Source organism: Synechococcus sp. PCC 7335 (genome assembly GCF_000155595.1).
GTDB lineage: Bacteria > Cyanobacteriota > Cyanobacteriia > Phormidesmidales > Phormidesmidaceae > Phormidesmis.
In genome coordinates, this window is record NZ_DS989904.1 from 1,953,365 (window position 1) to 1,977,410 (window position 24,046).

25 protein-coding genes are annotated in these 24,046 nt (G+C 48.9%); 15 read left to right on the forward strand and 10 right to left on the reverse strand.

Annotation, left to right across the window (positions count from 1 at the left end; all coding sequences use genetic code 11):
- Positions 1-64 precede the first annotated feature (64 nt).
- Positions 65-781, reverse strand: a complete 717-nt coding sequence (rimI, locus tag S7335_RS08560) for a ribosomal protein S18-alanine N-acetyltransferase (protein WP_006454612.1) — start codon at positions 779-781, stop codon at positions 65-67.
- Positions 782-1,048: 267 nt separating this feature from the next.
- Here rimI and lysA point away from each other — a divergent pair, with 267 nt between their 5' ends.
- The 3 genes from lysA to S7335_RS08575 all read left to right on the forward strand — a co-directional run bounded on the left by lysA (position 1,049) and on the right by S7335_RS08575 (position 4,166).
- Positions 1,049-2,467, forward strand: a complete 1,419-nt coding sequence (gene lysA, locus S7335_RS08565) for a diaminopimelate decarboxylase (RefSeq protein ID WP_006456744.1) — start codon at positions 1,049-1,051, stop codon at positions 2,465-2,467.
- A 62-nt stretch (positions 2,468-2,529) separates the two neighbouring features.
- Positions 2,530-3,417 (forward strand): diadenylate cyclase CdaA, encoded by an 888-nt coding sequence (gene cdaA / locus S7335_RS08570; protein WP_006455921.1) that lies wholly within the window; start codon positions 2,530-2,532, stop codon positions 3,415-3,417.
- Positions 3,414-4,166 carry an isoprenyl transferase gene (locus S7335_RS08575; protein ID WP_006456801.1) on the forward strand — a complete coding sequence of 251 codons (753 nt, stop codon included), beginning with the start codon at positions 3,414-3,416 and terminating at the stop codon, positions 4,164-4,166. The genes cdaA and S7335_RS08575 overlap by 4 nt, the downstream gene beginning before the upstream one ends.
- Before the next feature lie 69 nt (positions 4,167-4,235).
- Here S7335_RS08575 and S7335_RS08580 read toward each other — a convergent pair whose 3' ends face one another.
- The 4 genes from S7335_RS08580 to S7335_RS08595 form a co-directional block, all read right to left on the reverse strand.
- Entirely contained in the window at positions 4,236-4,427 is a 192-nt protein-coding gene (locus S7335_RS08580) for a DUF2949 domain-containing protein (RefSeq protein WP_038015926.1), read from the reverse strand.
- A gap of 887 nt (positions 4,428-5,314) precedes the next feature.
- Positions 5,315-5,797: a DUF192 domain-containing protein gene (locus S7335_RS08585; protein WP_157620137.1), complete on the reverse strand. Its 483-nt coding sequence runs from the start codon at positions 5,795-5,797 to the stop codon at positions 5,315-5,317.
- 164 nt (positions 5,798-5,961) lie between these two features.
- Positions 5,962-6,693 carry a response regulator transcription factor NblR gene (nblR, locus tag S7335_RS08590; protein ID WP_006455978.1) on the reverse strand — a complete coding sequence of 244 codons (732 nt, stop codon included), beginning with the start codon at positions 6,691-6,693 and terminating at the stop codon, positions 5,962-5,964.
- 88 nt (positions 6,694-6,781) lie between these two features.
- Positions 6,782-7,699 carry an NAD(+) kinase gene (locus tag S7335_RS08595; protein ID WP_006457566.1) on the reverse strand — a complete coding sequence of 306 codons (918 nt, stop codon included), beginning with the start codon at positions 7,697-7,699 and terminating at the stop codon, positions 6,782-6,784.
- A gap of 242 nt (positions 7,700-7,941) precedes the next feature.
- On the opposite strand from S7335_RS08595, the gene S7335_RS08600 reads away from it, so the two are divergent.
- Positions 7,942-8,208 (forward strand): DUF3146 family protein, encoded by a 267-nt coding sequence (locus S7335_RS08600; protein ID WP_038015929.1) that lies wholly within the window; start codon positions 7,942-7,944, stop codon positions 8,206-8,208.
- A gap of 151 nt (positions 8,209-8,359) precedes the next feature.
- Here S7335_RS08600 and S7335_RS08605 read toward each other — a convergent pair whose 3' ends face one another.
- Complete coding sequence (locus S7335_RS08605) at positions 8,360-8,806, reverse strand: pre-16S rRNA-processing nuclease YqgF (protein ID WP_006456563.1); 447 nt, start codon at positions 8,804-8,806, stop codon at positions 8,360-8,362.
- A gap of 284 nt (positions 8,807-9,090) precedes the next feature.
- Between S7335_RS08605 and smc the strand changes: the two genes are divergently transcribed.
- The 6 genes from smc (at position 9,091) to S7335_RS27735 (ending at position 16,939) form a co-directional block, all read left to right on the forward strand.
- Positions 9,091-12,948 carry a chromosome segregation protein SMC gene (gene smc / locus S7335_RS08610; RefSeq protein ID WP_038015932.1) on the forward strand — a complete coding sequence of 1,286 codons (3,858 nt, stop codon included), beginning with the start codon at positions 9,091-9,093 and terminating at the stop codon, positions 12,946-12,948.
- Between the two features lie 116 nt (positions 12,949-13,064).
- Entirely contained in the window at positions 13,065-14,018 is a 954-nt protein-coding gene (locus S7335_RS08615) for a PRC-barrel domain-containing protein (protein WP_006453707.1), read from the forward strand.
- Between the two features lie 38 nt (positions 14,019-14,056).
- The gene (locus S7335_RS08620) at positions 14,057-14,821 is read left to right on the forward strand and encodes a WecB/TagA/CpsF family glycosyltransferase (RefSeq protein WP_006456285.1); all 765 of its coding nucleotides are present in this window, start codon (positions 14,057-14,059) and stop codon (positions 14,819-14,821) included.
- 58 nt (positions 14,822-14,879) lie between these two features.
- Positions 14,880-15,722, forward strand: coding sequence for a transporter substrate-binding domain-containing protein (locus tag S7335_RS08625; protein ID WP_006455417.1), 843 nt, complete (start codon positions 14,880-14,882; stop codon positions 15,720-15,722).
- A gap of 141 nt (positions 15,723-15,863) precedes the next feature.
- Positions 15,864-16,601: a cell division ATP-binding protein FtsE gene (gene ftsE, locus S7335_RS08630; RefSeq protein WP_006453508.1), complete on the forward strand. Its 738-nt coding sequence runs from the start codon at positions 15,864-15,866 to the stop codon at positions 16,599-16,601.
- 62 nt (positions 16,602-16,663) lie between these two features.
- Positions 16,664-16,939: a hypothetical protein gene (locus tag S7335_RS27735; protein WP_006454978.1), complete on the forward strand. Its 276-nt coding sequence runs from the start codon at positions 16,664-16,666 to the stop codon at positions 16,937-16,939.
- Here S7335_RS27735 and S7335_RS27740 read toward each other — a convergent pair.
- The gene (locus S7335_RS27740; protein ID WP_157620140.1) at positions 16,915-17,085 is read right to left on the reverse strand and encodes an NfeD family protein; all 171 of its coding nucleotides are present in this window, start codon (positions 17,083-17,085) and stop codon (positions 16,915-16,917) included. The genes S7335_RS27735 and S7335_RS27740 overlap by 25 nt on opposite strands.
- Positions 17,086-17,326: 241 nt before the next feature.
- Here S7335_RS27740 and S7335_RS08640 point away from each other — a divergent pair, with 241 nt between their 5' ends.
- A complete protein-coding gene (locus S7335_RS08640) occupies positions 17,327-19,363 on the forward strand; it encodes a PP2C family serine/threonine-protein phosphatase (RefSeq protein WP_006456232.1) in 2,037 nt (678 codons plus the stop codon).
- 117 nt (positions 19,364-19,480) lie between these two features.
- On the forward strand, positions 19,481-19,747 hold the full coding sequence (locus S7335_RS08645) for a ferredoxin-thioredoxin reductase variable chain (protein WP_227499972.1): 267 nt from the start codon (positions 19,481-19,483) through the stop codon (positions 19,745-19,747).
- A gap of 15 nt (positions 19,748-19,762) precedes the next feature.
- On the opposite strand, the gene S7335_RS08650 is transcribed toward S7335_RS08645, so the two are convergent.
- Positions 19,763-20,512 (reverse strand): SDR family NAD(P)-dependent oxidoreductase, encoded by a 750-nt coding sequence (locus S7335_RS08650; RefSeq protein ID WP_006455129.1) that lies wholly within the window; start codon positions 20,510-20,512, stop codon positions 19,763-19,765.
- A gap of 79 nt (positions 20,513-20,591) precedes the next feature.
- Here S7335_RS08650 and S7335_RS08655 point away from each other — a divergent pair, with 79 nt between their 5' ends.
- On the forward strand, positions 20,592-20,717 hold the full coding sequence (locus S7335_RS08655; protein WP_006453493.1) for a photosystem II protein Y: 126 nt from the start codon (positions 20,592-20,594) through the stop codon (positions 20,715-20,717).
- Positions 20,718-20,985: 268 nt separating this feature from the next.
- Here the strand turns inward: S7335_RS08655 and rdgB are convergent, their stop codons facing one another.
- Entirely contained in the window at positions 20,986-21,579 is a 594-nt protein-coding gene (rdgB, locus tag S7335_RS08660) for an RdgB/HAM1 family non-canonical purine NTP pyrophosphatase (RefSeq protein ID WP_006456312.1), read from the reverse strand.
- Positions 21,580-21,791: 212 nt separating this feature from the next.
- Between rdgB and mscL the strand changes: the two genes are divergently transcribed.
- Positions 21,792-22,220, forward strand: a complete 429-nt coding sequence (gene mscL / locus S7335_RS08665; protein ID WP_006455087.1) for a large conductance mechanosensitive channel protein MscL — start codon at positions 21,792-21,794, stop codon at positions 22,218-22,220.
- Between the two features lie 171 nt (positions 22,221-22,391).
- On the forward strand, positions 22,392-22,859 hold the full coding sequence (locus tag S7335_RS08670; protein WP_006453536.1) for a 2TM domain-containing protein: 468 nt from the start codon (positions 22,392-22,394) through the stop codon (positions 22,857-22,859).
- A 98-nt stretch (positions 22,860-22,957) separates the two neighbouring features.
- Here the strand turns inward: S7335_RS08670 and psbA are convergent, their stop codons facing one another.
- Positions 22,958-24,040, reverse strand: coding sequence for a photosystem II q(b) protein (gene psbA, locus S7335_RS08675; protein WP_006453575.1), 1,083 nt, complete (start codon positions 24,038-24,040; stop codon positions 22,958-22,960).
- Positions 24,041-24,046 lie beyond the last annotated feature (6 nt).

Sequence of the window (24,046 nt, forward strand, 5' to 3'; positions counted from 1 at the left end):
CTTTTCGCTTTTTATACCGGATGGCTATAGAGCTAAGTAGATAACTGGTGTACGTAGCCTGAGCTTAGATGAGTTGAAAATCTTCTGTGTAGAAGCGATAGTTTTGCTTTCTTAGCTGTGCCGTTGCCTGCATTTGATAGCGGTTTATTTGTGCCAAGCAGTCTTTAGTTTGTAGTCCAGTTCGCCACAGAATCGAAGCGTCCTCTCCATCAGCGTAATAGCGTTTGCGTATACCTGCTTCTTTGAAGTCAAACTTTTGATAGAGCGATAGAGCCCGTTTGTTTGTTGCTCGAACTTCTAGGGTTGCCCGGGTCAAGCCACGTTTATATGCTTTTTGTAATAGCTGGGCTAGCAACCATAGTCCTAGTTTCTGTCCTTGATATTTTGGGTCAATAGCCAGTGTTGTAATATGTGCTTCTTCAAGAATTGCCCATAGGCAGCCTACTCCCAAAAGCTCTACTTGCTGCCCCTTTCTACTAGGATTGCTAGGAGTAATCTGGGTATTGATTAAGGTATTGCTCTGGGCACTAATTTGGGCATCGACGTTAGATTGGATACTCGTCTGAGGCGTGTGAGCATCGTCAGGCTCTGTTGTAGAAACTAGCTTTGGAGATGTTTGAGTCAGTCGAGAATTGATCGGCTCGACGCTGCTTGCTTTCACTAGCACCAGTAAATCGCTGTGCTCGCTATCTAGCTCGCGCTCGTATCCTGATCGGGTCCATAATCCTCCCAGACACCGCTGGTCAAGGGCAAGGACAGCTGAGATATCAGCTGCAACCATAGGTAGGCAGCTCAAGACAGGGTCTAATTTAGGCCTTGAGTTAAAAGAGATAGACGAAGCTTTCATCCGCGATTACGATCATGTTCTACGCTAAAGCCCACAATTAAAAAATACAAGCTAAGAAATTAAGCTAAAAAATAAGCGTGCTTGAGCGGATCACGCTTGAGGAGTGAAGCAATCGCGATTGCGCTTCCCAAATCAATGTTTGTCTACCTAGCCGTCAACTGTACACTGAATTAGATAGCCTCTACTTTCTCTTGCTCTCTCATGGTCTCCACGATTTCAGCAGTGCCCACCCCTTCAAACCTTCCTGTTTCTAGCCGGCAATACCTGTTAGAGGTTGCTGCTGATACATCGCCTAATCAAACCCTCTTACCTCTAACTGCAGACGTTAATGATAAAGACCATCTGACAGTGGGTAGCTGCGATGTGGTAGAGCTGCTCGAAACGTTCGGATCGCCTCTCTATATATTAGATGAACAAACGCTACGGACGGCCTGCCGGCAGTACAAACAATCTTTTGAAGAGCACTATCCGGGCGAGTCCCTGATTGTCTATGCCTCCAAAGCTTGGAACTGCTTGGCAGTGTGTGCGATCGCGCTTCAAGAAGGAATTGCTATTGATGTGGTCTCTGGTGGAGAGATTAGCACTGCGATCGCCGCGGGGGCTACTGGGAAGATGCTCTACTTTCATGGCAACAACAAATCTATTGAGGAGCTTCAGCTCGGACTCGATGCCGATGCCCGGATTGTGGTTGATAACTGGCACGAACTCAAGACGCTTGAGCAGATCGCCAAAGACGCTAGGACAACAGCCACAATTTTAGTTCGTCTGACCCCAGGTATTGAATGTCACACCCATGAATATATTCAGACTGGCCATATTGACAGCAAGTTTGGCTTTGACCCAGATCAGCTAGAAGAAGTCTTTGAGTTCATCGCGAACAAAACAGAGCACATTAACTGCATTGGCTTGCATGCTCATATTGGCTCACAGATCTTTGAGCTGCAGCCCCATCGTGACTTGGCTAATGTGATGATGCGCTGGTTTCAAAGCGCTCGTCAATACGGTCTTTCAATTGAAGAAATTGATATTGGTGGCGGTCTGGGTATTCGCTATACAGAGTCTGATGATCCCCCGAGTATCGACGAGTGGGCTAAGACCGTCTGTGAAAGTATGACGGCGGCCTGTACAGCTAGTGGCTTGCCCTATCCCAAGCTGCTGTGTGAGCCAGGGCGATCGCTGATTGGCTCGGCCTGTGTGACCGCCTATACAGTGGGCGGGCAGAAGTGCGTCCCAGGCATCCGTAGCTATGTTTCTGTCGATGGTGGGATGTCTGATAATCCCCGGCCGATTACCTATCAGTCGGTGTATCGTGTTCTTGCAGCTAGTAAAATGTCTGCACCTTTGAGTGAAACAGTCACGCTAGCCGGAAAACACTGTGAATCTGGAGATGTGGTCATTCACTCGGCTTATCTACCTACGCTCGAATCGGGCGAGGTTCTAGTGATCCCTGCAACGGGCGCCTATAACTACAGCATGTCCTCTAACTACAACCGGGTGCCTCGTCCGGCGGCTGTGCTCGTCAATCAGGGTAAGGCGGATCTAATTTTACGCCGAGAAACTTACGCCGATTTGATGAGTCATGACTGTTTACCAGATATGCTTAGACCTGCCGCACAGTAACCCCCCTGGCGCAGTAGTATACGAGGATTGAACAGCACAACCCGGTGAAATCGGTCTGACTCTTGTATATCACCTTTATTGATATTGTTTTAGTCTTTGTGCTGGTCTACACGGTTCTATCGGTGATTCGCGATCGCCGTACGATGTGGATGGTACAAGGACTAATGCTCCTGATGGCAGCCACACTACTCAGCCGAGTGGTGGGCCTTAGGGTGCTGAGCTTCCTCATGGACAAGATTTTGTTAGGCGCCTCTGTTTCGCTAGCTGTGATGTTAGTGGCTGACTTTCGGCGGCTACTAGAGTCCATCGGCAAAGGGGAAGTCGCGCAGCTTTTTATCGGACAAGAAAGCCATCTTTCTACCGCAAACAGCGTGATTGATGAGCTAGTAGAGGCAGTGAAAGGGCTTTCTCAAAATCGCACAGGTGCGCTGATGATTCTAGAAACCGATGAGCCGATTGAAGAAAGCGACTTTTCAGTGCCGGGTGTCAGACTTAATGCCGAACTTTCAAGAGAGCTGCTGCAAACTATTTTTCAGACAACGACGTTGTTGCACGATGGGGCCGTCTTGATTCGAGGCTCGCGCATACTAGCAGCAGGCGTGATTTTGCCTATTTCTGAACGGGATGCCTCTAGACAGCTAGGTACCCGACATCGTGCAGCAATGGGAATCACCGAACGGGTGGAGCAGTGCCTGTGTGTGGTAGTTTCTGAAGAAACGGGTTCCATCTCTGTCGCTGAGAAAGGAACGCTAAATCGGCCCCTGACCAGCAGTAAACTGAAAGAATTGTTGATGGAGAAGTTTTCTCCCTCTGCTGATGCCGATACGGTTGCACCGCAGCTTCGCAGCCTCGGTAAGCGGTTGAGTATGAAAGCTATCCGCTTTTTGAATACTCTTAAGCGCAAGATCAGGCGAAAACTTCCTAGCCCTACCCCTCAGGAAAAGAAATGACGGCTAAAGCCTTAGATTCTTCACGACTGCCCACAGACTTAGCGCAGGGCCAGATGCCCTCTCATGTGGCGGTGATCATGGATGGCAACGGTCGCTGGGCTAAAAGTAGAGGGCTCCCTAGGATCATGGGCCATCGAAAAGGAGTTGATACGCTCAAAAAGCTGTTGCGCTGCTGCCGGGACTGGGGAGTAGAGGCACTGACGGCGTATGCATTTTCTACTGAGAACTGGGGACGCCCTACCAAGGAAGTCGATTTCCTGATGACGCTATTCGAGCGAGTGCTTCGTCAGGAGCTACAGGAAATGATGGAGGAAAATGTTCGCATTGAGTTTGTCGGCGATTTGCTAGCGTTGCCTGAAACGCTTCAAAAGGAGATTGACCGTGCGGTAACACTGACGAAGGAAAACTATGGTATTCGCTTTTCAGTGGCGACAAACTACGGCGGGAGGCAGGAAATTTTACAGGCTTGTCGGGCGATCGCGACCCAAGTGAAACAAGGCCATCTCAACCCTGAAGATATTGACGAGTCGCTATTTAGCCGTCATTTGTATACATCTGATATCAGCGATCCTGACTTGCTGATTCGTACCAGTGGTGAGATGCGAATTAGCAACTTCCTATTATGGCAGCTCGCCTATTCGGAATTTTACATTACTGATACGCTCTGGCCCGATTTCGATACATCAGAGTTTCACCAAGCAATGAAAGCCTTTCAGCGACGCGAACGCCGTTTTGGAAAAGTCAATTAGTTTATTGAATCCAGAAATGTGATTTTAACTAACGTTTATCTAGACAAAGAGCGAGCACCTCACTCTAGCCTACGCTATCTCCATCCAGTCAAATATCCTTTCTAACTGTTGCAGCGTAAGTACGCCTTGTTGCCAAAGCACCATTGGTAGCGGCGCAGAATCTTGTTTGGACTGCTGTAGTGCCTGCTTGATAGAGGTAGAAGGAATTGCAAGCTCTTCGTGCAAGAACTGAACTAATTTCGTGTCGTCTCTCGAAACCATAAATCGGTAGAAGCGGGGTTATTCAAGGTTTATTAATCCCTTTTCCTTGATCCCTAGATTCGATTAAGAAAAAAAGATTTTGTGTTTAGTTCAGTAATCCTACGGTAGATCGAACAAAAAACACCTCTCTCTAAAGCACGTCTTAAGATTTTCTTTAGAAATATGTACGGACAATTAAAGAGGAATTAGAGGCGGACCGCTCTAACCGCTGGCCCTGAAGTAGCTAAATAGTCGTCTTTAGCGCTCAGCCGTTAAAATGGCGGCTCGATTGAGTTCAGCGCCTTTATTGATATACAGCCTTTACTGATATACGTAGGAAAGCTTCTTGAACAGTAGCCTGCTAGTGGTTGGGTAAAAAGGGGCTATTTGTTGCAAACCTACCAGTGTCGTTTTTCGTATGGAACGGCGTGCTATTCGATCACTATAGCCTTGCGCACTTTGCTTACTGCACCACGAAAGGCTACAGCCCTTGTTGCACAATGCAGGGTGCATAGCGATTGCCGTAGGCGCGGCCTTCTCTTTGAGTATGCATCCGCGCATTGCTATACGTAATTGCCAGAAGTCAAGAAGATTCTAATAAACACTCTCGCAAGCGATACTGAGCGCGTTCCTACGCAGATGTAGAATTTTGCGCTCGCACTTTCTAGCTTTTGCCTAGTTTTTACCCAGCACTTGCGTACCTTCTTCAGAGGCCAAAGCACCTTCTAGACTTTCCGCACCTGCGCTTTATCTAGACCAGCACGAACTAAGTGTTGCTTAAGCTGGTTGTATTTACACCCGTGAGGGTAGCTAGTATCTCATTGATATCGGTGAAGAGGATGTCGCTGCCAGCAAAGGAAAGCTGGCCGATGCCGAGTCCACATTTTTCTGCCTACCTTCGAGGTCTATTAGAGGCTGTAGCCCGGTAACGCTTCGATATAAACGGTATCGCCAACTTGCAGACCGATTTCGGCAGCACGACCGCTACGTAGTTCTAATACTTGATCGACGATTTGGTCATTAGGCCCATACGAAGGGCAAGGCAAAGCAGGACAAGGAGGAACTTCTGGTGCGATCGCCACTACCTCTCCTTCTTTCAAAAACACCATATCCAGCGCTACTGGTACGTCCTTCATCCAAAAGCTCACTCGCCTGGGGGGATCAAAGGGAAAGAGCATCCCCCTATTGTCGGGTAAAGCCGATCGAAACATTAGTCCCAAAGACTGCTCGGCAGAGGTTCTAGCCACTTCTATCTCGAAAGTTTCTTCCTGTATCTGGGCGATCGCAGTGACCGGTAGCAGCTGCCCTGGGCCGTTGAGTGTGATGACTGGCTCGTCCGAGGGTGGACTAGAGGTCTCGTTAGCTATCTGATTTGGGGTTGGATCGGACATAGAGCAACTAACCAAGACTGTTTGACACAAGACAAACGCGGCAACGATAACAGCCCATCGAGTATATGGCTGCCTGAGTGAAATCTGGGATCGCTGAAGATTTCGGTACCCATCGTTTTGACTCATATTAATTAGCTCTACTAACGACTCCTTCTAACTACCCCTTAGGTCTCTCTCAAAACATAACCTACACCACGCACCGTCTGGATCAGGCGCTTCTCACCCTCCTCATCCATCTTGAGCCGCAAATAGCGAATGTAAACCTCGATAACGTTTGACTCACCGATAAAGTCGTAGCCCCATACGCTTTCTAATATCTGCTTGCGAGTGAGCACCTCACGCGGATGTTCCATGAGATATTTCAACAGCTCAAATTCTTTCATCGTCAGTTCGATTATGCGATTGCCACGAAGAACCTGCCGTTGGCTAACGTCTAGAACCATATCAGCGAATCTAAGTTGCTCGCTGCTGGTGGTTTCTGGTTTTAGGTAAGTATTGACGAGATTGATAAAATCATCGCTACGATACGGCGATAGAAAGTAATCATCCGCGCCCGATTCTAGACAGGCAACGCGATCGCTTAGCTCGTTGTGGGTCATCATCAGCAAGATTGGCACGCGGTTTTGCTCATTGCGCAACTGGCGACACAAATCAAGTCCAGACTCGTCTTTGAGTCGTCTTGCGACCACAATCAGGGCAGGCCTTGCCGTTCGCGCCTGGGCTAATCCGGCTCGGATGCTATAGACCTCAATGGGCGTATAGCCTGCCTCATGCAGATCTACGCTAATTCTATGCGCTAGGGTTTCATCGCTTTCGAGCACTAGCACTGTGTACGGATAGGACGGAGGTGTCGAAGTATCTGAAGGTAAGTTAGGTAGAGCAGGCGGCAGACTCATAGGACAAAAATAGCTAGATAGAACAGAAGGTAGCTAGCAAAAGCGTGGTAGTGGCAAGGAAGGAAAAGAGGGTTAATCCGGCTAGCACTTAGGGTAGCTCTACCGAAGTTGGCTTAGCGATATGAGGCAGTCCCCAGCCTAGCTTTTCTCTGAGCACTCGGAAGAACTCAGGCGGCTTTAAACGAATAAACTTAGCAGTGTAGGGCGATCGCACCAAAATTACCTGATCAGACGGTCCTACATAACAGCCAGCATTGCCATCGACAACCATCACTAGCGTCTCTGGATTTGCCGATGTGATTGTGACTGGCTCATGATCTGGAAAAACTAACCCCCGAGAGGCCAGCGAATGAGGACAAATCGGGATGAGCTGTAATACAGACACGCCTGGGGCAATTACCGGTCCTCCAGCAGATAGAGAATAGGCTGTAGACCCCGTTGGTGTAGAGATAATGATTCCATCTGCCGCTACATCGACAGGGGCATGATGGCCTACTTGCACCTCAAAGTGGCACATGCTTGTCAGCGGCTGACGCTGCATGACTGTCTCGTTCAGACACAGTGCTTCCCAGCTCAGATTTCCCTGGCTATATAGATTCACTAGCACCATTGCCCGCTCTTCTAGATGGCAATTACCTGCAATCACTTGATCAACCGCATCGTTTAGCTGGTTGAGATAGATCTCTGTCAAAAAACCCATGTGACCAGTGTTCACAGCAAGCAGTGGAATGCCTTTGGGTGCAATCTGACGAAAAGCTGAGAGGACAGTCCCATCTCCGCCAAACACCACAGCAAAATCCATCTCTTGGTCGAATCCTAGCGGGACTAGGCTCTCGATGGGGGTATGACAAACCGGCTTACCCGGCTGAGAATAGCCCAAGATACCAGCGATGCCAGTCGTTAAGCAAACCTTGTAGCTACGCTGTTTCAAGCGCTGAGCAAGCTTTCTGGCGGCTGTTGCAGCTATCGGCTTTATGTCGTTGTAGATGATGCCAACTTTAGGCACGATAAGTTCACACAAAGAGCGAAGGGGCCAGCCTATAGGCTACCGTCTTTAGCGATCTCTTGAATAGAGAGAAGGCAGATATCAGCAGTGAACGCTTGCAAAATCTTTTTTTGATAGTTATTAAGGGAAAGAGAAATTAAAGGTAAGTACAAATGCTTGATAGGTGAAGCGCTGTAGTATCTAGAAAAGGTCTTAGACCTATATAAGGTTGGGTTTTGCCGTATGGAGGATTGCTAAGCCGCGTGAGTTCGAGTCAACATTTACCTGCTACCACCGCTTACGTCCGAATCACCCATCAGTCTTGGCAGAACGGCAGGATTGAGGGCGAAGTGAGTGCAAATGAGTTTGAATGGCATTTCCGATGGCGCTTTCGCATGGGCCAGCTAATTGTCGAGCCTTCTTTGGGAAGGGCTTTGATCCAAGAGCCTTTAGGCCGCTTTTTAGAGCAGTTTGACTACCAGTTAGAGCCGGGTGGAGATTATTCATTTACAATTCGAGCGGAGCTTTGAAAATGTATAGCCATGTGCGGATGCATTCGTGCATGGCGAGTCACTTAGCTTGTCGAAACACAAGGGTTATCGCCAACGACTATGTCGTAAGCACTATGTCGTAAGCTAAGTGACCACAGCGACAGGACCAAAGCGATAGTAAGGAGAGAGTTTAGTCTTCGCCTGAAAGTCTATTCAAGTACCGCTCTACTAGCAGGATGGCAACGATATCGTCAATCGGGCGAGGAATGCTACGTAGGCTTCGAGGCAGTAGCTTAGTGATGCCTTTTGGGGGATACATCTCCCAGTAGCGATCGCGTGCTTCTAAGGAACTATACCGCTCGTCTATCAGCACAATCCTCGGTGCATTTGGCAGATTGCCGAGCTGCTTTTTCCATTGCTTAGATCTAGTCTGATCGCCCATCACAATTGAGGAAATCGGATAGGTCTCTCGCAGATTTTGGATTGTCGCCGATACATTTGGTGACGAAATTACCTGGTGATAGTGTAGCGCCTTGTCTAGCCCCACTACAGCCACTCCACATTTATCGCGTCCTGGATCAAATCCTAGTAGAGTTGGCGTTAGCAGCGTTGGCACAATCAATTTGGGAAAAGACACGTCAAAAGCACACCCTACAAGGATGCCTAAGCTAAAGATGCAAAAAGCAACTTAACATCTTCAATAGCCTAGGCTATTGAGGTATTGAAAAAGAGTTCAAATCAAACGACTTAGCTAGAAATAGCTGCTGGTATAACGTGTTTTGTTCGACTAAGGATAACTGTCCCTGTTTGAGACATTGTGTAAAAAGAGATGATCTTTTCGCCATTCTCTGCTAAGAATACGACTTATTCAATGCTATTTTTGATGGTACATACGTACGCACTGCTTGGTGCGCCGCTTGAGTGCACGTAAAAAGAGTTGAGCTCTCAAATTTCAAGTCCTTCGGTGGAGCAACAGATGTTCCACTGTTACCGGGATTTACAGTTATTTCCGGGCCTAATGGCTCTGGTAAATCAAACATCCTAGATTCGCTCCTGTTTTGTCTGGGATTGGCGAGTTCTCGAGGCATGCGAGCGGAGCGGTTGCCTGATCTGGTGAATCAAAACCAGGCTAAGCGGCGCTCTACAGTAGAGACAATTGTTACCGTTACTTTTGATATTAGCGATGTTGCTGACAGGCTAATGACTTCAGAGGTGACTAAGGCTGCACCTGCTGAAAATCGAGAAGGCATCGCCATAGAAGCAGCCTCAACAGAGGTAACGATAGTCGATGTAGTAGCCAACTACGCCGATTCCTCTGATACGGCCGGAGACTTTCAGCTACTAGACTTATCCGCCAGCGAGTCAGCGCTAGATGCTGTGGTAGCTAGCGATACGAATGGCGGGACTAACGGTGCTGTTAAAAACGGTGCTACCGCAAATGGTCATCGCGGTAACGGCGCAGAGGATGCAAACGGCGATCGCAACGGTCGCTCTCAAGGTTTGCTGCCTCAAGAATGGAAGGTTACCCGGCGGCTGCGAGTAACTGCGCAGGGCACCTATACCTCGAACTATTACATCAATGGCGATCCTTGTACGCTGAATGAGCTGCACGAGCAGCTGCAGCGCTTTCGCATCTACCCGGAAGGCTATAACGTCGTGCTCCAAGGCGATGTGACCAGCATCATTTCGATGAATGCCCGCGAGCGCAGGGAGATAATCGATGAGATGGCAGGCGTGGCTTCTTTTGATCGCAAGATCAATCAAGCTAAGTCAAAGCTAGATGTGGTTAAGGAACGAGAAGAGCGCTTTCGGATTGTAGAGGTGGAGCTGATTGCTCAGCTAGATCGACTAGACCAGGACCGCAAGAAGGCGGAAAAGTACAAGCAAATCAAAGCAACACTGCAAGAGAGACAGACGTGGGAAGGGGTAATGCAGTGGCGATCGCGCCAAAAGCAGGCCGAACAGCTAGCGAGTCAGATTGATCAGGGTCATCGAGCAGGCGAAGCGATTGAGCAGAAGATCGCTGCCTTGACTGAGAAGATGGAAGCGACTGCGACTGAGCTAGCAGCACTCAATGTCAAAGTCAAAGCGTTAGGTGAAGAAGAATATCTGGCTTTGCAAGCTCAGCTTGCTACACAAGAGGCAGAGCTTCGACAGCTTGTTAGACAATCAGAATTGTTAGGCAAGTCTACTGGCGATATATCAGCTCAGCTAGCTGCGACTCAAGCTGCCATTCAAGACCAAGAAGGTGAACTGACTGATGTGAGCCGGCGAGCGCGATCGCTCACGGACGAAGAGCTAGCGCAAATTAAAGCAGAAAGAGATAGAGCGATCACTCAGCTAGAAGCTAAGCGGGAAGAGACAGCTGCGATCGCCGGTAAATCTCAAGCCTGGATGCAGCAGCAAAGGGATCTGCGTCGCCAGCTAGAATCTCTGCTCGATCAGCTAGAGCCGCAGCGAACAGAGCGGGTGCGGCTGCAAGAGCGCCTTAGTCGGCTAGAGCCGCAGCGAACAGAGCAGCGAGAGGCATTGACGGCGCTAACAGCGCAGATTGCTAATGAAGAAGCGGGTAAGGAAGAGGAATCGGAAAATGGGCAGAAGCGTCAGCTTTCAGATAGTCAGGCAGTCATTCAGCAGCTAGCGCAGGCGGTAGTGGATATCGAGGCTGATTTGCAAACGCAGACACAGACGTTGAATCGACTGTTGCATGAGCAGAGAGAAAAGCAGCGAGAATTAGATAAGTTAGAGGCTCAAGAGCAGGCAATTAAGGAGTCTCAAGGAACGCAGGCAACTGAGGTATTAAAGCGCAGTGGCCTGCAAGGGCTGTGTGGCATTGTCGCTGAGCTAGGTCAAGTAGATGCCACCTATCAGCTAGCGCTAGAGATTGCAGCGGGTGGACGAATGGGCTTTATGGTGGTCGAGGATGACCGAGTAGGGGCCAAGGCAATTGATCTGTTAAAGCAGCGCCGGGCGGGACGAGCGACTTTTCTCCCGTTAAATAAGATTCGGGTGCCACACTTTAAGCCGATAGATCCGTGGAACCGGCCTGACGGCTTTGTGGACTATGCAGTTAATTTGATTTGCTGCGACGATAAGTATGCAGATGTGTTTGCGTTTGTGTTCGGCAGCACGGTGGTGTTTGAAACGCTGGCCGAAGCTCGCCGCAATATGGGTAAGTATCGGATTGTGACGCTAGGCGGTGAAGTATTAGAGTCTAGCGGTGCCATGACTGGGGGAAGCTTGCGTCAACGCGGGCGGCTGCATTTTGGTACGGTCTCGGCGGGTGAGTCTGAAGAGGCTCAGACACTGCGTGATCGCCTTTTTGAAATCAACGCTATCTTGATCCGCTGTGAGCAAAAGGTGAACCAGCTCACGCTTAAAGCTAAAGAAAAATCAAAGGAGCTAATCGAAGCTCGTCAGCAGTATCGCGAGAATGAGCTCAAGGCGACTCAAGCAGAGCGTCAGCGACAAGCGATCACAGAACGAGTCGCTCAGGCTAAAGCTCAGCTAGAAAAAACCGAGAGTGACTATGCGCAAGCGCACGTCCAATTAGCAGCGTTAGAGCAAACCTTGGCAGTTCAAGAACAGGGGCTAGTTGAAAAGCGTCAGGCGCTAGCTGCGCTAGAAGAATCCGAAACGCATGGCGAGTGGCAAGCTGCTCAAGGCGTGGTGCGCGCCTTAGAAACGCAGTTAAACGAGCAGCAGCAAAGACTGAGATCCGCAGAGAAACGACAGCAAGATTTGCTCACTCAACAGCAAAGGCTACAAGAGAAGTTGCAGTCCTGCAGAGACCAAATTGCTGCCTTACGCACTCAGCAGCAGGCTCAGATCAACCAGCAGTCGGAAATTGCTCGGCAGCAGCAGACTTTGCAAGGAACCATTGCTCAGACGCAAGGTGCGATCGCTATTCTCGATGACAAACTCAAGCAAGAGAAGACGGCCCGTGACACAATCGAGCGTCAATCTAAAATTGAGCAAAACGAACAGCAGCAAAACCACTGGCAGTTACAAAAACTTCAAGAAACCCAGAGCCTACGTCAGCAACAGCTGCGCGATCTGCACCAGTCAATCGAGCAGCAGGCGTTAGAACTGCCCGAGCCGCTTCCTGAGATCCCCGAAGAACTCACTCTAGAAGAGCTGAACAAATCCCTGAAGTCTTTGCAGCGTCGGCTAGAAAGCTTAGAGCCCGTCAACATGCTGGCCCTTGAAGAATACGAGAGAACCTTAGAGCGTCTAGAAGCACTCACCGCCAAATTGACGACCCTTGAGGAAGAGCGCACCGAGCTGCTGCTAAGAATCGAAAACTTTACCACATTACGTAAGCAAGCCTTTAAAGAGGCCTTCGACGCTGTCAATCTCAACTTCCAGTCCATCTTTGCCGAACTTTCCGATGGCGATGGTTACCTTCAGCTAGATGATGCTGTCAATCCTTTTAACGGTGGTCTTACGCTCGTTGCCCATCCAAAGGGCAAACAAGTTCGTCGGCTCGCTTCTATGTCCGGTGGTGAAAAATCCCTAACCGCCCTTAGCTTTATCTTTGCCCTTCAGCGCTATCGTCCTTCCCCTTTCTACGCCTTCGACGAAGTCGATATGTTTCTAGATGGTGCCAACGTAGAGCGACTATCTAAGATGATTCAGCAGCAAGCCAAACTCGCTCAATTTATTGTCGTGAGTCTACGTCGCCCGATGATCGAATCAGCCGAACGTACCATTGGGGTTACCCAAGCACGTGGCGCCTATACTCAGGTATTAGGAATCAACCTAGCCAAGGCAACCTAAACTCCATTCGGCATTCCCTCCACAGCAAACGGAAATCAGTCAGATACAATAGACACCTAATAAGGTATAGTCCCTCAAGCTCCGCGCTGCCGTTTTGAGGCATTTTTGATTACGTCATGACTTTCGAACAAAGTAGACTCCGCTCTGACATCGTAGGCACACAGGTAATCACTCGAAGTACAGGCCGTCGCCTTGGCGTTGTCAGTCAGCTTTGGGTCGATATGGATCGGCTAGAAGTCTTGGCGGTTGGCCTGCAGGAAAATGCACTCTCGAAGGTGATTGCCAATAACGAGAAGGTGATGCTGCTAAGCGAAATTCGGCAGATGGGTGATGTGATCCTAGTCGATGACGACACTGTGCTAGATGGTGATATTAACGTTGCCTCTTTTAGCAGCATGGTCAACAGCGAGGTGATTACCGAATCGGGTGAAGTATTGGGCCGAGTGCGTGGTTTCAAATTTGATGTGATCACCGGCAAGCTAGAGACGGTTGTGGTGGCTTCTTTAGGACTACCTCAAATCCCAGACCAAGTGGTCAGCACCTACGAACTTCCGGTTGAGGAAATTGTCAGTACTGGGCCCGATCGGATTATTGTTTTTGAGGGAAGTGAGGAGAAGCTTGTACAGCTGAGTGTGGGCTTATTAGAACGGTTAGGTTTGGCCAGCCCCGCTTGGGATAGAGGGCTAAGTGATGGTTATGTGATGCCGACTTCAGCGTCTAATCAATTGCCTTCTGGAATGAGAAACGAAGTGCGTAGAGAGATGCAGCGAGAGCGGCCAGCTGAAAGGCAGATGGAAAGGCCGCCTGAAGAACAACGTTGGCAAGAAGAAGCGTCTCCTCGAAGAGAAACTCAAAGAGAGGTCCAGAGGGAAGCTCAACCAGAGATGCGATCGCAGCAGCGCCCAGCTCAACCAGATATTGTAGACGTACCACCAGCCGATATTGATATCACAGGCGACGTGTGGGATGAACCAGCTGGCCCTGAGAAAGAAGAAGAGCTAATCGAAGCCAAACCGCTTAATCTTCCAAAGAAGAAGGTTATGGAATACGAAGAGGAATCGGACTACTAGGAACTAAGACTACTAGGAACCAAGAGGGAACTAATTAGGTGAGCGCTAAGCAAGTAGATCTCAAAGCCCTTTCAGTGATGGGCCTACCTGTCCATCAAAGTCAAGAATACGTTAGCTGGCTCAGCCATCGGATACAGGCAAACAAGGGCGCTCACGTGATTACGATCAACGCTGAGATGTGTATGCAGGCGCAGCAAGATCAGTCCTTAAGAAAGTTTATAGAGCAAGCCGATCTTGTAGTGCCAGATGGCTCAGGTATCGAGCTGTATTTTCGATTGTTTAAAAGACAAGAACTCTATCGCTATCCAGGGATTGAACTATCGGCGGATTTGCTTGACAGCTTAGATAGCCACCAGAAGGTAGCTTTCTATGGTGGAAAGCCAGCGGTTGTAGAAGCGGCAGCAGCGTATTGGCGATCGCGCAACCCACAGCTAGATATAGCCATCGTCCAACACGGCTATGTCAAAGGCGTAGCGTATGAAGATTTTTTACAACAGCTAGCAGACGTTAAGCCTGATGTAATCTTTGTGGGATTGGGCGTACCTAGACAGGAATTTTGGATAGCTGACCATCGGTATTTGTGCCCTAATGCGGTCTGGATTGGAGTCGGTGGTAGCTATGATATCTGGTCTGGAAGCAAAGTTAGAGCCCCGCTATGGATGCGTAAAATTCATTTAGAGTGGCTGTATCGATTGTATCAAGAGCCATGGCGATGGCGGCGTATGGTGGCCCTTCCTCAGTTTGCCTGGTCATCTTTCTGGTACGGAATCAAAGAGCAAAAGTCATTAAGACAAAATCTCTAAGCCCCTAGTTCTAAGCTCCCAGTTTTAAAGCGTAGATCTTTAGGATAGAAAAAGCGCTATGAAGCGACGTTGGTTTTTGGTTGGCCTTACTCTACCGTTTGTTAGTGCTGGCTGTCGAAGCGCTGAGCAGTCCAATCCGGCTGCAGAAGTCGTTACAGAAGGTTCTCAGAAGGGAAGCCCTGATATAGATACCGACACACTCGTGATGGCTACTACGCCTAACTATCCGCCCTACGAGCTGATCGTGAGCAAACAGAATGCAGGCGACAGCGCTCAAGCAGAACCTAATATCGTTGGGTTTGATATCGACCTAGCAAGACTGATTGCAGCGAGACTAGGCAAGCAGCTAAGTGTGATTGATCTGCCCTTTGACGAGTTGCTGCTAGCGCTAACTGAAGGCAAAGCAGATATCGCCATGGCTGCGTTAGCGCCTAGTCGTAGCCGCAAGCAAATCGTTGATTTTTCCAATATCTACTATCGCTCTAGGCATACGCTAGTCTCCATTGATGGGTATCTGCGATCGCGTGACCTTGGCTACCAAGCCATCGGTGTTCACAACGGTAGCGTTCAGGCTCGCTTTGCTCAACGCCTTACTGATGAACTGCCCGGACTGTACATTGAATATTACGACAGCCTTACCCAACTTTTCGACGCCGTAGATGTCGGTGAGATTTCAGGCGCTATTGTCGAAGCTAATCTTGCCGACAATTATCTAAAGCGCTATGCCGACATTCAAGCGAGAGTTATGCCAGTAGAAGGTCCTACGGGTAGTGCGATCGCCTTGCCTCAAAACTCTCCTTTGCGCCGTGATATCAACACTGCCCTTTCAGATATCAAAGCTAGCGGCGAAATGGATCAGCTGATCGCTCGCTGGTTTGGCGATCGCAGTATCAGAACCTAGCCTTTAGGCGCTTAGATTGCCTATGTAGATTTGTGTCTCTTAGGTTCTATCAACAATTAATGATTCGAGGGGAACCCTTAGCCTAGTGCATTGGCGTAGTCTTTTTGAGGCTCGCCGCCTTGACCTTGTTGGCATTCCTTCATGACTTCGCTTCTTACCCCTCAAGCCCAGCGCCACACTCCACAGGCCCCAGCAGCAACTCTGCCGCCGCCACCGGCTGCAATTGCGTTACAACAGGTTTACAAAGCTTACGAAAATGGCGTCCCCGCTCTAGCTGATATCAATCTAAGGTTGCAAAAAGGTGGTTTTCTATTCATCACGGGTCCATCCGGTGCTGGAAAATCAACCTTGCTAAAACTTCTTTATGGTCAAGAGCGTCCGACTGCTGGCCAGATCCTCATCAATGGTCAAAACGTTAGTTTGCTCAAAGGTAATCAGGTAGCGATGCTTCGTCGCCGCATCGGTGTTATTTTTCAAGACTACAAGCTGATTTCTCGCCGTACTGTTGCTGAAAATGTCGCCTTCGTACTTCATGCTCAAGGCTACTCTCGAAAAGAGATTGAGCGTCGCCTACCGTTGACGCTTCAGATGGTTGGGCTTCAGGGTAAAGAAGATCGCTTTCCCTCACAGCTTTCTGGTGGAGAGCAACAGAGAGCTAGCATCGCTCGCGCAGTTGTGAGCACACCGCCGCTGCTATTGGCGGATGAACCGACAGGCAATCTAGATGAGGACAATGCTCGTCAGGTATTCAACATTTTGCGTGACCTCAATGAAAGTGGTATTACAGTTGTCGTTGCGACCCACAATGAACTGATGGTGCGATCGCTTAATTATCCCGTCGTCCAAATTCGCAATCACCGCCTCCACCACATCCGCTAATTCATTGCCTGATTAGTTCGTTTATAGCGGATAGACTGTAGGAAGCGTATGGAAGAAGTCAGATGGAGCGTCACATATTAGAAACAGAACTAGCACCAGATGGCACCGTACTGTTGAAAGACCTACCCTTTCAGCCAGGCGAATCGGTACAGATCACCGTCGTTAAACAAGTTGACGATACCAAGCCTTTTCTCTCAGACGACGCGCCAAAGGATTGGCGGAATGCAAACCCTAGGTACTGGATCAGGACAGCATGCGCAGAGACTCTAATAAGTTCGCATGATGACGTTAGTAGTGTGGTTTGTAACCTTTCTCAACGCATCCACAGCACTATCTGATAGTTCAAGCTAGTAACTACTAGCGATAGTAGTGCTACGCCAAAGGCGCTGATGCCAAAGGTTGATTCTAGGAAAGCTGACGGAATCCAAACTTCCATCAGACAGAAGAGCACGCCGATCACTATCCATACCAGTGCAGGATTCATGTACTTTGCGCAGTTGTCATTACTAAGCGGTGCGTTCGGATATTTTCTACAGCCTAGCTTGGAGTTGGACTAAGCGTAGGTAGTCGGAAGGAGATTCTACTAATTGAGCACATATTTAATTGAGCACGTGTCAATAATTAAGCATAAGTGGGCAGCTTTAGCGTAATCTATCAAATTTATTTTCACTAAATCCCTTTTCCCCTACCATGTACCTAATTTAACGGCAATCCCCTTTGCAAGCGTGATTCAAACAGCCCGACCAAAAATCCCAGCATCTACGAATGGCGAAGCCGGTAAGTCCCAGTTCAGACAGTATGTCTGGGCGTTGGGTCATGGCACCAACAAAGTTCCAATTGGGGAGATAGTTGATGGTCGATATCAAGTTGTTGCTCCGTCAATTTGGCTAGATACCAGGCCCGGACAGCCGCCCAAGGTGCCTGATCCAATCCCAAATTTCGTGCAGCCCTACTTAAAGGCTTATCCATATCAGCTGAATTTGCCAGGAATTTACGGTATCTGTCATCAGGAGTCTGGAGAAGCGGTATTGCTATTGAGCAATGTGCCAGTAAACCATCAGGGGCAACTGATGCCTGCGATCGCCAAAGCTTGGCCGACGTCGACAGGCTTTCGTCAAGTTTATTGGCTTTGGCAAATGATTTCCCTATGGGAGCCACTCAGCGAGTTTGGCGCAGCCGCTAGCTTACTCAAAAAAACGAATATCCGCGTTGAAACTTGGCGCGTTCGGCTAATCGGACTCTCTACTAATCCAGCTGAGCCCAGCTTTTCAGAGCTTGCAGATGCCTGGGAAAGCACCTACTTGCCTGAAGCTAAGCCCTCAGTCAGAGCGCTGCTTCAATCCGTTTGCAGAGATTTGCGAACCCCTAACGCAGATATTACTGATATCAAGGCGCAAATAAATTCTCAGCTGCTAAAGGAATCGATAGGTAAGACAGTAGAGCTTCAGGTAGCAGGTGCAACTAGCACTGGGCCAACCAGACGACACAACGAAGACGCCTGTTATCCTAGCCGCAACGAGTTACAAAGAGCTAACACCGCCGATCTACCACTATTGCCTCGGCTAGCGATCGTCTGTGATGGAGTAGGGGGTCATGAGGGTGGAGAAGTCGCTAGTAAGCAGGTGATGCGATCGCTTCAGCTCCAACTTCGCAGCCTGCTCGTAGAAGCGATGAACCAGACCAAGCCACTCGAGCCACAGCTTGTTATTGACCAGATTGAAGCGGCGCTTAGAGTTGCTAATAACCTAGTTGTTAGTCAAAACGACCAGCAGGGGTGCGCCGATCGTCAGCGAATGGGTACCACATTGGTGATGGCGCTTGTGCTACCGCAGAAGGTTGAGACATCAGACGGACCTACCGAAGTCAATGAGCTGTATCTCACTCATATTGGTGATAGCCGCGCCTATTGGATGACTGCTGACGCCTGCTATCAGCTTACGGTAGATGATGACATTGCCGGTCGAGAAGTCAGTTCCGGCAATAGCTTTTATACAGAAGCGCTGCAACGACCTGATGCTCACGCGCTCAGTCAAGCTGTTGGCATGCGCGAATACGAACAGCTAAAGCCTCATACCCAGCGGTTCTTGTTTGAATCGAGCGGCGTGCTACTGCTCTGCTCTGACGGTTTAAGTGACAACGACCAAGTAGAAAAATCGTGGTCGAATTACGTGGGGCTAAGTATGCAGCGAATTGTGCCGCTACATTCAGCAGTCGATTCGTGGATAGAATTGGCCAATCAGCGTAATGGGCATGACAACGTGGCTGTGGTACTGATGAACGTAAAAGTTATTAGCAGTCAATCTGAAGAAGAAATTGGAACTCGTGAGCAGAAGGGCATTGATGTAGAAGAAAAGGCCAAAAATGAAGCAGAGGGACAAAATAAAGCATTAGTCGATGGGCATACGCACACACTGTCTAGTTCAGGGCCAAGTTCAGGTATTAGCCCATCAAACGCTAGCCAATCGGTTCACACCACTAAGCCTATTCCGCCTGCGGGCATGACGAGTGGTTCTCGCGCACTGTTATACGGCGAAGATGATGACGACGATACGCCCTTGCCTTTATATGACGAGGCAGCTATCGTGTCCAAAAGTGAGTCATTGACGCCTAAGACTCGCAGTTGGATTACTGGGCTCTTGGCTCTGATTATTTTGGCTGTCGTAGGTGGGCTGGGCTGGTTGCTATGGCGCACTGTCGATCCGCTTTCTCAGCAAGATGCTATCCCTGATGAAGTCATTCCGGGTATCAATCTGGAAGAATAAGCCAATCTGCTATAAGCACCACCGCTATAAGCCATCAAAAGTACAAGCCACAGGGCATCGTTTGCACAGACGTCAATGCCAAGAAGCCTAGAACCTTGTTGTGAGAGAATAGGGGGATTGATTCGTTTTATATTCTCTCGATTTATGAAAGTAGGCGATCGCGTTCGCGTTAAAGCTCCTCTAACGCTGTTCAACCATCCTAAGTTCCGCAACCAACCTCACAATGTAGAAGGTATGGAGGGTGTGATCTCGGCTATCTTGACTGATTGGGAAGGCCGACCTATCAGCGCGAACTACAAGATCGTCGCCTCTTTTGAAGTCGAAGGTGCCAAGCGCCCATTCAAAGCTCATCTGCACGAGGATGAGCTAGAAGTCATCGAATAGCGTAAGTAGCTTAGTCTATGAAGACTGCTGGCTAGGTCGAATTAGGATATCGTTCACCTCAACGTGCTGGGGCTGCTGAAGGATATAGATGACCGATTTCGCGATATCGGCTGCCTGTAGCACAGAAAACTGGCCGTAGGTCTCCTGTGCTTTTTCTGCACTTTGATGATACTTCTCGGCAAATTCGGTCTCTACGATACCAGGACTCACCGAGGAGATGCGGATATTGCTTTGCGCGGCCCGCAGCTCTCGTCTAAGGGTTTCGCTCAAAGATCGAACAGCAAATTTGGTCGCGGAATAGATTCCGGTAATCGCAGGTACCCGATGCCCAGACATAGAGCTGATATTTACGATATGCCCAGAGTCTGCAGCTTTCATCCGCTGCACCGCCTCACGAGTACAGATACACAGTGCTAGCACATTCACTTCTAGCATCTCTCTCCAGGCATCGGTGCGACCTGTCATCAAAGATTCTTTGTGACCTAGTCCAGCATTGTTTATCAAGGCATCTAACCGTCCAAATTGCTCGTCGATAGTAGTGAAGAAGCTGAGTATTTGAGCTTCGTCTCGTAGATCAACTGCTTGGATGAGCACCTTGCTGCCATTGGCTTCTAGGCTCTTGGCTAGAGTGACAAGGCGCTCATGGCGACGGGCACACAAGGCGAGGTCATACCCTGCTTTTGACAGATGCTGTGCGATCGCTAGCCCAATGCCGCTAGATGCGCCAGTGACAACGGCAACCGGTCTTTGCTGAGTTTTTATCATCGTGAGACGGAAGGAAGTGCTAAATTATATGAGAAGATTATTACAACCTTTTAAGCAACTTTTTTTTGGAGAGGGCAAAATGGATATCCGCATCGCGCTTGTACTATCACCCTTGCTCATCGCCGCAGGCTGGGCTGGCTTTAACATCTTTCGTGCTGCTCTAGGGCAGGTTCAAGACCTACTGAACAAAAACAACGCCGTGTAAAATTTTGTTAGCGAGTTCTTTGTCATTAGTTAAGTTCGAGTCATCAAGTTTCAATTATCTGATTTGAGTTGCTGGTCTTAGGCCTCTAGTCTTAGATCTCTATATCTTAAGTACTAGTTAGCTTTAGCCACATTGCTCTAGCCATACCTTCTAGCAGCTCAATTTCGGAAAAGTCCGACCAAAAAGCCAACCTCACTGAAGAGGTTGGTTTTCTTTTGGCGGATGATTTTTGTCGTTTCTGCTATCAGCTATGCGTTTGGAAGTGCGTCTAGACGCTCTCGTACTCTTCAAATCTCAGCTGCTTCAATGCGGGCATGAGCTGGTCGAATGCAATGCCGCGATGGCTGAATCGTTCCTTTTCTGCATCGCTCATCTGTGCGAATGTTTTGCCTCGAGTCGTAACAAAGAAGATCGGATCGTATCCAAATCCGGCTGCTCCTTGTCCAGCTGTTAGTATTGAGCCTGGGCAACGGCCCTGTGTTTCTAGCACAATGGTGCCATCAGGCTTAGAGAGCGCGATCGCACAAACGAACTCAGCGCTTCTATCGGTCTCGTCTCCTAGCTCTTTTAGCACCCGATTGATTCGACTGGCATCACTATCTCCATAGCGAGAGGAGTACACACCCGGCGCACCACCTAAGGCCGCGACACATAGCCCAGAATCATCGGCAATTGCCCAGCTACTGGTGGCGATCGCCACTTCCGACGCTTTCAACCTGGCATTCTCAATAAAGGTTGCTCCAGTTTCTTGCACTTCAATTTCTTCAGGCTTTAGTGCTAGCGTCCAATCCAATTCTTTTAGATAGTCTTTTAGCTCAGCTAGCTTACCTGGATTTCCTGTGGCAACGACAACAGTAGTCATAAGATCTTTTAGCTCCAGTGACTTAGCTAGCTTAGACACACCGGCTTAGACATACCTGGTCACTGCGTTCTCCCAAATTTGTTGTATATGTGCTTAGAATGATGTGCTTAGAATTTAGAGAAAGCACTGATAATCGTCTTAACAATCAATATACTCCAAGCGGAGGGGACGATCGAAAACGACTGGGGTCAATTGGGGTTGGGAGTTTATGTATGGCTAATCGACAAACTCGAGTGAGAGTGACCAGTTCTGTTAATAGGTTTGCAAACGATTTTAAGCAATTTCTACTACGCGGTAATGTCGTTGAGCTTGCTGTTGCGGTCGTTTTGGGAGCAGCATTCAACGCTATTGTGACTTCTCTTGTGCAAGACATTATTACCCCTGTACTCTTGCAACCTGCACTAAGATCTGCAGGCGTTGATGATATTGCGCTTTTGTCCGCAGGCGGAGTTAAATACGGCGTTTTTCTGGCCGCAGTCATAAATTTTATCGTTGTTGGCCTTGTACTCTTTTTAGTAGTCCGTACGTTTGCACGCTTTAGCCGCACTGAAGAAGCCGCGATTGAACCTACACCTACGCCCACCGAGAAGTTAGACATCACCATACAGCATCTAACCGAAACGCTAGAGCGCAAACTCTAAACAACCCTCAAACTACAGAGAAGCCCAGGATCTGGTGTAGGTTGCTCTTGCTATCACCTCTATGGCCCAGATTTCTATGGTCTAGCTCCATTGACATCTGGTTTTCTCTACTACGCAACTGGCATAAAGTTGTCTATAACTAAAAGAACAGTAGTAGTCTCTATTCATACTATGGCCGACCTTTACGCTAGCGAGGAAGCTCAGCAGATCTTGCAAATTGCGATCGCTAAAGAAACTGAATCTGGCGAACTTACTCGCCTACAGCTTTCTGAAATTGCTGCAGAACTCAACATTGCTCCGGAAACGCTATGGTCAGCGGAAAAAGAATGGTTAGCTCTTAAGAGTGACTCTGCTCAGCAGCTGATATTCAACCAGCAGCGACGGCAAAACTTTCAACATCACCTCATCCGTTATGGCGTCGTCAATAGCTTCTTATTGCTCCTCAACATTTCAGTATCAGGTGGCATTGGATTCGCAGCCTTCTTTATCCTGACATGGGGAATAGGACTAGCTTTGCATGGCTTACGGGCGTATCAATCGTCCGGTTATCGTTACCAGAAGGACTTCAAAAGCTGGCAACGACGCCAACAGGTAAAACAGTCTGTAATAGGTATCTTTGAGCGCTTCATGAATACTTAGAAAGAGTAGCTACAACTCACACCAAAAAGCCCCCGGTACACCGTACCGGGGGCTTTTCATCAACTATGAAGTTGCTTTATCAAAGAATAATCAAATGACTATGCGTTGATAGAAGGAGCAGTCAAAGCAACAGGAGCTGCTTCACCAGCGGCCAAATCGAGCGGGAAGTTGTGAGCATTGCGCTCGTGCATTACTTCCATACCCAAGTTAGCTCGGTTCAATACATCCGCCCAGCTACCAATCACACGACCCTGTGAGTCAATGATCGACTGGTTGAAGTTGAACCCGTTCAGGTTGAACGCCATAGTAGAAATACCTAGCGCTGTGAACCAGATGCCAACGACTGGCCATGCACCCAATAGGAAGTGGAGGCTACGGCTGTTGTTGAAACTTGCGTATTGGAAGATAAGACGACCGAAGTAGCCGTGCGCTGCAACGATGTTGTACGTCTCTTCTTCCTGTCCGAACTTGTAGCCGTAGTTCTGTGACTCAGTTTCTGTAGTCTCACGTACCAAGGAAGAAGTTACCAAGGAACCGTGCATTGCACTGAACAAAGAACCACCGAATACACCCGCTACACCCAACATGTGGAAGGGATGCATCAAGATGTTGTGCTCTGCTTGGAACACCAACATGAAGTTGAAGGTACCAGAGATACCCAACGGCATGCCGTCAGAGAACGAACCCTGACCCAAGGGGTAGATTAAGAATACTGCAGTTGCCGCTGCGACGGGCGCAGAATAAGCAACACAGATCCACGGACGCATACCCAACCGGTAGGATAGCTCCCACTCACGACCCATGTAGCAGAAGACGCCGATGAGGAAGTGGAAGATAACCAACTGGTAAGGACCGCCGTTGTAGAGCCACTCATCTAGAGAAGCTGCTTCCCAGATAGGGTAGAAGTGCAGACCGATCGCGTTAGATGAAGGCACAACCGCACCAGAGATGATGTTGTTGCCGTACATCAGTGAACCAGCCACCGGCTCACGGATACCGTCGATATCGACGGGAGGGGCTGCGATGAACGCAATTACGAAACAGGCAGTGGCAGCAAGCAAAGTCGGGATCATCAACACGCCGAACCAACCTACATAGAGGCGGTTCTCGGTGCTGGTAACCCACTGACAGAACTGCTCCCACAAGCTAGCGCTTTGGCGCTGTTGTAGAGTAGTAGTCATTATTAT